This window comes from Microcystis sp. LSC13-02 (assembly GCA_002282935.1).
Taxonomy (GTDB): Bacteria; Cyanobacteriota; Cyanobacteriia; order Cyanobacteriales; family Microcystaceae; genus Microcystis.
The window spans coordinates 1-10,502 of record MTBT01000283.1; the positions used below are offsets into that span (position 1 = coordinate 1).

A 10,502-nucleotide genomic window follows, 5' to 3' on the forward strand; every position below is an offset into this window, starting at 1 on the left:
ACGATAGTGAGAGTATTACCCGTCAACTGAATGCGGGTACTTACTTTGTCCGGGTTTATCCCTATAGTGGCAGCACTAACTATAACTTAAGCCTGTCGGCTACCACAGCCACAGTCACCCCCGGATATAGTGCCATTTCAGGATACGGTTTAGTTAATGCCGCAAGAGCCGTCGCCGGAGCCTTGAATCAAAGTCCTTTTGCCGATGTTCCCACTTTTGGTGGTGCTAATGACTGGGGGGTTAACTTAGTTAATGCTCCCGAAGCTTGGGCAAGCGGTTATACAGGACAGGGAATCGTAGTTGCTGTACTAGATACAGGAGTTGACCGCAATCATGCCGACTTAGCGGCCAATATTTGGACGAATGCGGGCGAAATTGCCGATGATGGTCTTGATAACGATGGCAACGGTTACGTTGATGACGTTTATGGCTGGAACTTTGCCAATGGCAATAATAACACTTTAGATGGCAACCGCCATGGTACTCATGTGGCGGGAACCATTGCTGCTGGTAATAATGGTTTCGGAGCCACTGGTGTGGCCTACAATTCCAGAATTATGCCAGTGAAAGTTTTGAGCGATTCCGGTAGTGGCAGCTATAGTGGCGTTGCCCAAGGAATTCGCTACGCGGTAGATAACGGTGCTGATGTAATTAATATGAGTTTGGGGGGTGGTAGCACTGACAGTGCAGTTCAATCGGCCCTCCAGTATGCCAGCAGTCGCGGTGTTATCGTGGTTATGGCCGCCGGTAATGCGGGCGCAGCTCAACCCGGTTATCCCGCTTCCAGTGCCACCTCTTGGGGTCTTGCCGTCGGTGCCGTTAATAGTTCTAACCAGATGGCTTCCTTCTCCAATCGTGCTGGCTCTAATTCCTCAATGATGTATGTCACTGCCCCCGGCGTGCAAGTGTATTCTACTCTCCCTAATGGTGGCTATGGTTTCTTGAGTGGAACCTCCATGGCAGCACCTCATGTAGCTGGAGTGGTGGCCTTAATGTTGAATGCCAATCCTAATCTGACCGATGCTCAAGTACGTCAAATTATTACTGCCACAGCAGGTAATGTCGCCTAAAACTTGGCTGTTTTTCGGACTCAGATTTCTTATCTTCAGCCATCAGCTTTTCGCTGATGGCTGATTCCTAGGTCTCAGACAAAAAAAACTCGTTTACTTTTCGGTAAACGAGTTTACTTTCCATGATACCATTAATAGTCCTTTGAGTTATTTGGCAACTGCTACCGCCGCTTTGACGGTCTGAGGCTGGGGCTGCAGGTCGCGCAAACTTGGGAAAAGGAAGTGGTTTTCCTCCACATATTGCGCTCCAAACAGTCCTTTTTCAGCCCAGAAATAGCGATCGGTTGTATGCTCGTTACGCTTAACAATCAATAAAGCTGGTGGGCTAATGCCTATAGCTTGAATGTACTTGCGCGCCGCAGTTACAGGTTTATCTTCGCCACTTTCAATACTATACTGGGGTATGAGTTCAAGTATCTTACGTCCTTCTTGACGACGGCGACTCTTACGTTTCCGTTTTCTGGCCAACCCAATTACCTCCTGTTTTGGCTAATCGCTGTAATGGTAATGATAGTTACAAAAGCCGTAGCGATTATATCCCTTCTAGACCAAGAAATCAAGTGTCCCTCACAAACTTAATTACAGACAAATTTGACTAGAAGCTAGACTGAGACTAGGTTTAAGTTTTTCTGACGAAAACACTGCCCCAAATCCCGATACAAAACTTATTATTCTTAAACTTTTTTTAATATATACCGTGATCCACCCCGAAAATAGTGACCAAACCCTTGTCCTAATTGCTTTTTGCCGGTTGCCCTCGACTCAAGAGGAGGGTCATTCTCCCCTATGTAAACTGGGAAACAAAACTCGCAACCCTAGCTGTATCTAGGTTTTCTGATTTTTTACTTTTTACTTTCTTGGTATGCCCTTCTCCTCCCCCTCCCGGACTCCCCTGAGTGATGATTTTATTGCCCTCTGTCAGGCACAGATGGAACTTTTGCGAGAGCAAATGGAAACGGACAGAAGTGCAGTTTATTTAAATGAACCTTTATCGAGCAATTTAATCCCAGTCGTTGTTTATCCGCCTTTTAACCCCCCTTCTACCCAAAAAAAGCGGCTTTCCTTACAACCAGGGCAACCGGCGGCAGACTTGTTAACTGCGGTTAAGTTAGAAGATTTATCCCACCTCTGGAGTAATCAGGAGACCGTCAGCGGTCATCGCTTGTTTTTACCCTTAATGTATGAAGAGGGCATGATCGGATTATTGGTGGCAACCAGAGAAAAACGACCTTGGCAAAGTTGGGAATTAACCCAGATGGAAAAAATCACCCAAACCCTCGCTTTAGCCTGTGTACTCGATCGCCAATTGGGAGAAGAACGTTATTATCGACAATGGCAAAGTCAGCGCCTCGATACCTTTCTCCATCAAATCCGCAATCCCCTCACCGCTTTAAAAACCTTTGGTAAACTTCTGCTCAAAAGGCTTTTAGCCGAAGAAGGTAACGATCCCGCCATTACTGGTATCCTGAGGGAAAGCGATCGAGTTCGGGACTTAATCGCCGAATTTGAAGCACAAATCCACCAAGAAAGCGAAAATTACCCCACTGTCGATATTCCTCTCCTGCAAGCGCAATCTTCCCCCACCGCCTTTCTCTTGCCTGCTGACAGCAGCCAACTAACTCCGATCGATCTCCATGATATTCTCGATCCGCTGCTCCTTTCGGCCCAAGCGGTAGCCAAAGAGAGAAATCTCCGTCTAGAAACGATTCACGGGGAAGACATACCACTTATTTGCGCCAATATCCCCGGTTTGCGGGAAGTATTCAGCAATTTAATTGATAATGCCCTCAAATATACTCCTGCTGGCGGAAAAGTCACCGTCGAGGTGCAGAATGTTAAGAATAGTGTAGAAATTGTTTTTAAAGACACGGGTTATGGTATAGCGAGGAGCGATCAAGAAAGAATTTTTCAACGTCACTACCGGGGAGTGCAAGCAGGGGGAGATATACCGGGTACAGGATTGGGTTTAGCGATCGCCAAAGAATTAATTACCAGCATGGGGGGGAGGATTGAATTTATCAGTCCCAATCCCGAGCAAACAAGTTCCCTCTACCCCGGCACGGTTTTTCGGGTTCATATACCAGTTATAGCCGATGATAACCTCAGTATAGAGGGATGATCTGGTGGTCAATTCTGCCTATTTTCTCGCTCGGGAGATTCCTGGGGCGATCGGTTAAAATATATGGAAAATATCAGTGTCAATGGTAACTTGGCTGTGAACCAAAGAATTAACTAATTATGCCGACTATCGAACAATTAGAACCCGCTAATAAGGCCGATGTGGTAGTATATATGCCCTACTATGCCAAGGACAAACATAGTATCCTGCCCTATGCGATCGCTTTGTATCAAGGAGGATCTTTAGAAGGTCGTCGTCGCATAGAAAACAGTCAAGGGATTCCCTTTGTGGCATCTTGGTATGTATCAAAATTGCCCTCGGAATTGACCCGTTGTCGTTTACAATTTGAAGGACAGGCCGACCTAAGCTATGAGATGACGATTATTAACGCCGAGTTGATCGAATATCTCATCGATGCGATTAAACTCTTTAAGCAGCTAGGTTCAGCCGACTTTTCGCAGGGATTTTATCGGAAACTGCTGCGATTTGAAGAATAAAAGTCGGGATTTTACGGGTTAAAAGGAGCAAATCGTGGCGAAATCAGCCAAATCTATACTCATATCTTCCCTAGAACCCCTCAGTGGTAAATCGGGAACTATCGTCGGTTTAGCACATCTCTTGCGGCAAAAAGGACTAGAGATAAGTTACGGCAAACCAGTGGGCAATTGTCCGGGATACGTCGATGGGCAATTGGTCGATGAGGATGTAGAATTTATCCGGCAATTACTAGAATTATCCCCCGAACAGCTGCGTTTACCCGTGATCTATACAGATGTGGATTCCGTTGCTAAACGTCTGCAAGGTGCAGATAAACAGGACTACGGTAATATTCTTGCTGGCTATCTCGATCGGGTTAACAGTGATATTACCCTCCTCGAAGGGCCGGGGACTCTCTGGGAAGGGAGTATTTTTCAGTTATCGATGGGGGAGATGGCCAAAATTCTCCAGACTCCGATCCTATTGGTGGCCCGCTATAGTTCTCCCCTAATTGCCGAGAGTCTGCTGAAAGCAAGAGAGGAATTAAATAATCAGCTGCTGGGGGTAGTGATTAGTGATATCCCGGCCGATGATTGGGAGGAAGTACAATCTCTCCTTAAACCCTATCTGGTAAGCCAAGGTGTGGAAGTTTTAGGACTGTTACCCGCTAGTAAACTGCTGCGTAGTATTAGTGTTCGGGAAATTGTCCATCTTTTAGGGGCCAAAGTATTATGTCGGCCCGATCGTTTGGATTGGATGGTAGAAAGTTTAGCGATCGGGGCAATGAATGTCAACGCCGCTTTAGAATATTTTCGCAAGGGGGAAAATATGGCGGTGATTACGGGTGGCGATCGCACAGACCTACAGTTAGCTGCCCTAGAAACTTCCACCACCTGTTTAATCTTAACTGGTTCTATCTCTCCAGATCCCCTGATTTTGGGCCGGGCTGAGGATTTAGAAGTACCGATTCTCTCGGTAAATTTAGATACTCTCACCACCGTGGAAATCGTCGATCAGGCCTTCGGGAAGATTCGCTTACAGGAACAGGTAAAAGTCGCTTGTATTCGAGAATTAATGGAGGAATATTTCCAGATCGATCGCCTGTTAGAAAAGTTAGCAATAGGGGCGTAATTTCTCCCCGGCTGCCGAGAATTTCATTGGAAACCCCTTCATGAGTCTATCCTCCTCCCCTGTGTCCCCTCTGGTCAAAGAAAATGACTGGAGCTTATTATTAAGATTACTTCCCTACGCGAAAAAGCAAAAAGCCCTGCTATTTTGGTCATTAATACTCCTTTTTCCCCTATCTCTCACAGGGGCGATCCAACCCTTAATTATCGGTCAAGCGGTCTCCCTTTTGCAAAAGGAACAAACTTGGGATTTTTTGGCTCGAATGCCCTTAATAGCAGCCATCAATACCCTAATTATTATCCTCTCGGTTTCGATTATTTTACGACTGATTTTAGGGACAATGCAAGGTTATCTAGTGCAGAAAGTCGGTCAGTCAATTACTGCTAATGTCCGGGAAGATTTATTTACCCATGTCACCTCCCTTTCCTCTAGTTTTTTTGATCGCTCTCCCGTGGGACGTTTAGTCACTCGTTTAACCAGCGATGTGGAAGCATTAGGAGAAGTTTTTGCTAGTGGGGCGATCGGAGTTGTCAGTGATTTGGTCAATATTTTAGTTATTATCATCACCATGTTTACCCTGCAATGGCAATTAGCTTTATTGTTGGTGTTGATGTTATTTCCCGTCACTGCTTTAATTATCTTTTTTCAAAAACAATACCGCATCGCTAACTATCAAGTCCGCGAGGAATTATCAAAACTTAATGCCCAATTACAGGAAAATGTAGTCGGAGTTAATATTGTTCAATTATTTCGCCGCGAACGCTTTAATGCTGAAATGTTTCGCGCTATCAATACTCAATATCGTCAATCCCTAGATAAAACAATTTTTTATGATTCGGCTGTCTCGTCCACTTTGGAATGGATCGGATTAATTGCCGTGGGAGGAGTATTATGGTTAGGTGGGATTTTTATTCTCCAGAAAACCATTGATTTTGGGGTTTTATCAGCTTTTATTTTATTCTCCCAACGTCTCTTTAATCCCCTGCGTCAGTTTGCCGAAAAATTTACCATGTTTCAAGCGGGTTTTACTGCTATAGAACGAATTGGTGAATTAATTAGTATTCCCATTGAAATCACCGATTCTAACAATTATAAAGAGATTTACTTCCCAGAAAAACGTCAAACTGGCGAGATTATTTTTGAGAATGTTTGGTTTGGTTATAAACCCGATGAATATATTATCAAAGGTCTCAATTTTACCATTCATCCAGGGGAAAAAGTCGCTTTAGTTGGTCCCACCGGTGCGGGAAAAAGTTCGATTATTCGTCTTCTCTGTCGTCTTTACGAACCAAGTAAGGGCAGAATTCTAGTGGATGGTATCGATATCCGTTATCTTCCCCAAGCGGAATTAAGACGTTATATCGGTGTCATTCTCCAAGAAACTTTTCTATTTGCCGGAGATGTTACTCGCAATATTACTTTAGGGGAAAATTATGATTTTGAGCAAGTGAAGGCAGCAGCTAAATTAACTAATATCGATCACTTTATCGAGGAGTTACCCGATGGTTATCATACCCTTTTACGGGAACGGGGCTCAAATTTATCGGGAGGACAAAAACAATTACTCGCTTTTGCGAGAGTCGCTATTCGTAACCCCGAAATTTTAGTTTTAGATGAAGCTACCGCTAGTTTAGACGTGGGGACAGAAGTATTAATTCAAGAAGCTTTAGAACAGATTCTAGTCGATCGTACTGCTATTATTATCGCCCATCGTCTCTCTACTATTCGCGATGTCGATCGAATTCTTGTCCTTAAACGCGGGGAATTAGTCGAATCGGGAACCCATGAAGATTTATTAACCAAAGACGGCCTCTACGCTAGTTTATATAAACTGCAAATGTTAGGCACAGATATTTAACAGTTAACAGTGATCGGTTACCAGTTATCAGTCATCAGTTATGAGATTAAAGTGATAAGTTTTAAGTTTTAAGCTTTAAATGATATTATTCGCCGATCAATCTTCACTAATTACCAATTACTGTTTACTGATTACTGATTACTGACAAATCCCCCCACTTCCCCACTTCCCACAATGCCTTCGCCAGAATCTGCTCCGCTAGTATCACAACTGCAAAAAAAAGTCAATAGTTTAGATGTACCATTTTATGCACCGGGGCATAAGCAGGGGGAAGGAATCGGGGAAGATTTAAGTAATTTACTGGGAAAAAGCGTCTTTAAAGCCGATTTACCCGAATTACCCGACCTTGATAATTTGTTTGCCCCGACGGGAGTGATTAAAGAAGCGCAAATTTTAGCAGCCGAGACATTTGGGGCAGATAAAAGCTGGTTTTTGGTCAATGGTTCCAGTTGTGGCATTATTGCGGCGATTTTAGCCACTTGCGGCCAGGGAGATAAAATTATTTTGGCGAGAAATATTCATAAATCGGCAATTTCAGGCTTAATTCTCTCTGGGGCGCAGCCTATCTTTATCAATCCCGAATATAATCCCACTATCGATCTAAATTTAAATATAACCCCCCAATCCCTCGAAAATGCCCTGAAACTTCATCCCGACACCAAAGCGGTGATGGTAGTCTCTCCCACCTATCAAGGGGTTTGCTGTGACTTAAAAACTATCGCCCAGATTACCGATCATTATTCTATCCCGCTGCTCGTCGATGAGGCTCACGGGGCGCATTTTGCCTTTCATCCCGATTTACCTCCGGCTGCGCTGTCTCTCGGCGCTGATATGGCTATTCAGTCCACCCATAAGGTTTTAGGGGCCTTAACTCAAGCATCGATGTTACACTTAAAAAGCGATCGCATTAGTTCCGAAAAAGTCGATCGAGCCTTACAATTAGTTCAAACCACTAGCCCTAGTTATTTGCTTCTTGCTTCTCTTGATAGTGCCAGAAAGCAAATGGCGACGCAAGGACTAGATTTACTGAGCAAAACCCTTGATTTAGCCGCTATCGCCCGAAAAGAACTCAATAAAATTCCTAATATCTCTGTTTTAGACTTTCCCCATTCTATCCCAGGTTGTCACTGGTTCGATCGCACTCGTTTAACGGTAATCGTCAAAGATTTTGGTTTAACTGGTTACGAAATAGACGATATTTTGCGAGAAAAATACGCTGTCACCGCAGAATTACCGACTTTCAGCCAACTTACTTTTATTATCTCCATCGGCAACCATCGAGAACACATTAATCGTCTAATTACTGCTTTTCAATGCCTGAAATCCCCTTCCTCTACCAGTTTACCCCCCACTCCTCCCCCAGTCACGGGAAATTTGGCTATTTCTCCTAGAAAGGCTTTTTTTGCCCCTACAGAGATAGTATCCCGGAAAAATGCCCTCGATCGTCTTAGTGCTGATGTTATCTGTCCCTATCCCCCCGGTATTCCCGTTTTGATGCCGGGAGAGTTAATTTCGCAGGAAATCCTCGACTATCTGCAAACTATTTTAGACCTCGGTGGCACGATTACTGGCGGTAGTGATGATAATTTAACCACTTTCAGGGTTTTAAAATAATCGCAAAATTATCCGATATATTAACCGGAAAAAGGCGGTAATAGCAATTGCTCCGATGGCTGCCATCACGGCAATGATAGTAATTTCAGGGAAACTTAGGGTTCCTTGCAGTTCCGTATATAACCAGAAGGCAAAGGAGGTACTTGCTGCTAGAATCGCTAAATCTACCCCTTCAATCACTTTTTTAAATAATGCCAAAACTAAGCCCCCTAAGATCATAAAAGCGATGACAATTCCTACCGAGGGGACTAAACTATTTAAGGCAATTACTAATAATGTCCCTTCAAATCCTGTAAAGGCAGCATTAGCGAAGGTTTCTCCAAGAGAAAAGCGGGAAGTTTTTCTAATCACTGGAGGAGATGGAGGGGATGGAGGAATTGGAGAAGGTGAAGGGGATGGAGGAATTGGAGAAGGTGAAGGAGATGGGGAAAATGGAGGAGGAGGATTTAAAGCGGTTAAAACTTCTCCACAGGATTGAAATCTATCCAGGGGATTTGCTAGTAACATTTTATTGAATACTCTTGCTAAATCTGCACTGATGTTGGGGGCATAATTTTGCCAATTCCATACCTGTTTTTGCGGATCGTATAGATCATCAGGATCGCGATTAGTTAAGAGCATAACACAGGTAGCTGCTAGGGCATATAAATCCGTGGCTGCTGATACCTGATTGCCTAATTGTTGTTCGGGAGGGGCAAATCCTGCCGAGTAAATTGTTGTGGATTTCTCTTGTGTATTATTGGGATTATTGGTAGCCTGTTTTACTGCCCCAAAATCGAGTAAATAGAGGCGGCCATTTTTGGATAGCATGATGTTAGATGGTTTTATATCCCGGTGAATGGAACCATTTTCATGAATAAATTTGAGGATAAGAAGTAATTCTTCGAGAATGTTTTTGACTTCACTTTCTTGAAAGGGTTTTTGTTGCTGTTGGAGAATTTCTTCTAAGTTTTTACCGTCGATATATTCCTGGGCCAGATAGAAAAATTGCTCTTCTTCTCCCGTTAATTGATTCTTGACTGTTAAAGGGAAAAAAGCATAGAGATCGGGGATTTGGGGATGTTCTCGTCCTAAATCTTCTAAAACGTGCGCTTCTTGAAAAAATAAGTTTTTCGCTTTTTCTAAAGCTTGCGGACTTAAATTACCAGAAGGTTGAAATTGTTTGAGTACACATTTAGCTTTTTTGGGACTATAACGATCTACTACTAAAAATGCCGCACCAAATCCTCCTTTTCCCAATAGACGTTCTGGCAAATAACGTCCCCCTAAAATTAATGGCATCCCGCAAGTAGTACAATATTTCTGATCGATCGAGGTTAAGCGATTGTTATCGTCTAGGTCTGGGCATTGATTACGCGGTTTCGGACAGTGGGGACGCGTGCAAATAACTTCCATAGTCACCGTTTCCCTTGGTACTGCTCTTAGTTTAGCTACTACCGGCAATTCGGGTTAAAATTTTTATTCTTGAGAAAGAGTTAAAAAGAGAGTTCGTAGGCCGAGACGGATTCCCATTATACTACAAGGTTAGCAAAAATTTTTGATTTTGTCAAGTCTTTGGCTGAAAAAAATTCAGCCAGATCTAGCGGTTATCTTAATGGTGGGGTGGGAAGTCTCGGCGCTTTTTTAGTTGAAAGAGCGGGCCAGACGGCTAACCCCGGTGTGTAATAACTGTTCCAAGCTTTGGCGATCGCTAATGGCTTGAAAATTGATCACAAAACAGGTTAAACCCAGTCCAAAGAGGATAAAAGTGGGGGCCATAACCACACCAATCATTAACCAAGTGGAGACGTGGAGAAACATGGTGACAGCGAACAACAAAGCTAGGGAAGCAATGGGGAAGATTTGACGGGTAGGACGACCGAAATAGAGAAAAAGAACTGTTAAAACGGTGGTTACTAAGTTAGCGGGTACTAAAAAGGCACAAATCGAGATGCAATAGTTGCGGGAAAATTCAGCGAGAGTATTAAAATCTATCATCGAAAATTTGGGACTGAAACCCCGTCGTAGAACGACGGCTTTACTGTTAAATATTAGCACATTTACGAAATATAGCGGTTCTCACATCTGTGTGGCACACTTTAACCTTTGCTGATTAAGCTTTTCAGGATTGAGAATGTACCTCTTGTTAACAGGAAACGCTATATATAAAATGTGAGACATGGAAAAAGCCTATTCGTTTCGATTTTACCCCACACCAGAACAAGAGTCGCTATTGCGGCGCACCTTGGGCTGTGTA

At 43.6% G+C, this 10,502-nt stretch carries 10 protein-coding genes; 7 read left to right on the plus strand and 3 right to left on the minus strand.

The features are described 5' to 3' along the window. On the plus strand, positions 1–1,070 hold a 1,070-nt coding region (locus BGL89_RS17705), incomplete at its 5' end, for a S8 family peptidase (RefSeq protein WP_286826856.1). A 147-nt stretch (positions 1,071–1,217) separates the two neighbouring features. Here BGL89_RS17705 and BGL89_RS17710 read toward each other — a convergent pair. Next, positions 1,218–1,538 (minus strand): DUF3155 domain-containing protein, encoded by a 321-nt coding sequence (locus BGL89_RS17710; protein WP_286826857.1) that lies wholly within the window; start codon positions 1,536–1,538, stop codon positions 1,218–1,220. A gap of 394 nt (positions 1,539–1,932) precedes the next feature. On the opposite strand from BGL89_RS17710, the gene BGL89_RS17715 reads away from it, so the two are divergent. The 5 genes from BGL89_RS17715 (at position 1,933) to BGL89_RS17735 (ending at position 8,266) form a co-directional block, all read left to right on the plus strand. Next, positions 1,933–3,189 (plus strand): GAF domain-containing sensor histidine kinase, encoded by a 1,257-nt coding sequence (locus BGL89_RS17715; RefSeq protein ID WP_286826858.1) that lies wholly within the window; start codon positions 1,933–1,935, stop codon positions 3,187–3,189. Between the two features lie 119 nt (positions 3,190–3,308). Continuing rightward, positions 3,309–3,686, plus strand: a complete 378-nt coding sequence (gene ebsA / locus BGL89_RS17720; RefSeq protein ID WP_286826859.1) for a type IV pilus biogenesis protein EbsA — start codon at positions 3,309–3,311, stop codon at positions 3,684–3,686. A 34-nt stretch (positions 3,687–3,720) separates the two neighbouring features. Continuing rightward, on the plus strand, positions 3,721–4,797 hold the full coding sequence (locus BGL89_RS17725; RefSeq protein WP_286826860.1) for a phosphotransacetylase family protein: 1,077 nt from the start codon (positions 3,721–3,723) through the stop codon (positions 4,795–4,797). 40 nt (positions 4,798–4,837) lie between these two features. Then, entirely contained in the window at positions 4,838–6,652 is a 1,815-nt protein-coding gene (locus BGL89_RS17730; RefSeq protein ID WP_286826861.1) for an ABC transporter ATP-binding protein, read from the plus strand. Positions 6,653–6,826: 174 nt separating this feature from the next. Then, positions 6,827–8,266, plus strand: a complete 1,440-nt coding sequence (locus BGL89_RS17735) for an aminotransferase class I/II-fold pyridoxal phosphate-dependent enzyme (RefSeq protein WP_286826862.1) — start codon at positions 6,827–6,829, stop codon at positions 8,264–8,266. Here BGL89_RS17735 and BGL89_RS17740 read toward each other — a convergent pair. Together BGL89_RS17740 and BGL89_RS17745 are read right to left on the minus strand one after the other, a co-directional pair. Next, on the minus strand, positions 8,258–9,661 hold the full coding sequence (locus BGL89_RS17740; protein ID WP_286826863.1) for a serine/threonine-protein kinase: 1,404 nt from the start codon (positions 9,659–9,661) through the stop codon (positions 8,258–8,260). The two genes, BGL89_RS17735 and BGL89_RS17740, sit on opposite strands and share 9 nt — an antisense overlap. 228 nt (positions 9,662–9,889) lie before the next feature. Next, positions 9,890–10,243 carry a hypothetical protein gene (locus BGL89_RS17745; RefSeq protein ID WP_286826864.1) on the minus strand — a complete coding sequence of 118 codons (354 nt, stop codon included), beginning with the start codon at positions 10,241–10,243 and terminating at the stop codon, positions 9,890–9,892. Positions 10,244–10,424: 181 nt separating this feature from the next. Here BGL89_RS17745 and BGL89_RS17750 point away from each other — a divergent pair. Beyond that, positions 10,425–10,502: helix-turn-helix domain-containing protein (locus tag BGL89_RS17750; RefSeq protein WP_286826865.1), on the plus strand; the 78-nt coding region annotated here is incomplete at its 3' end.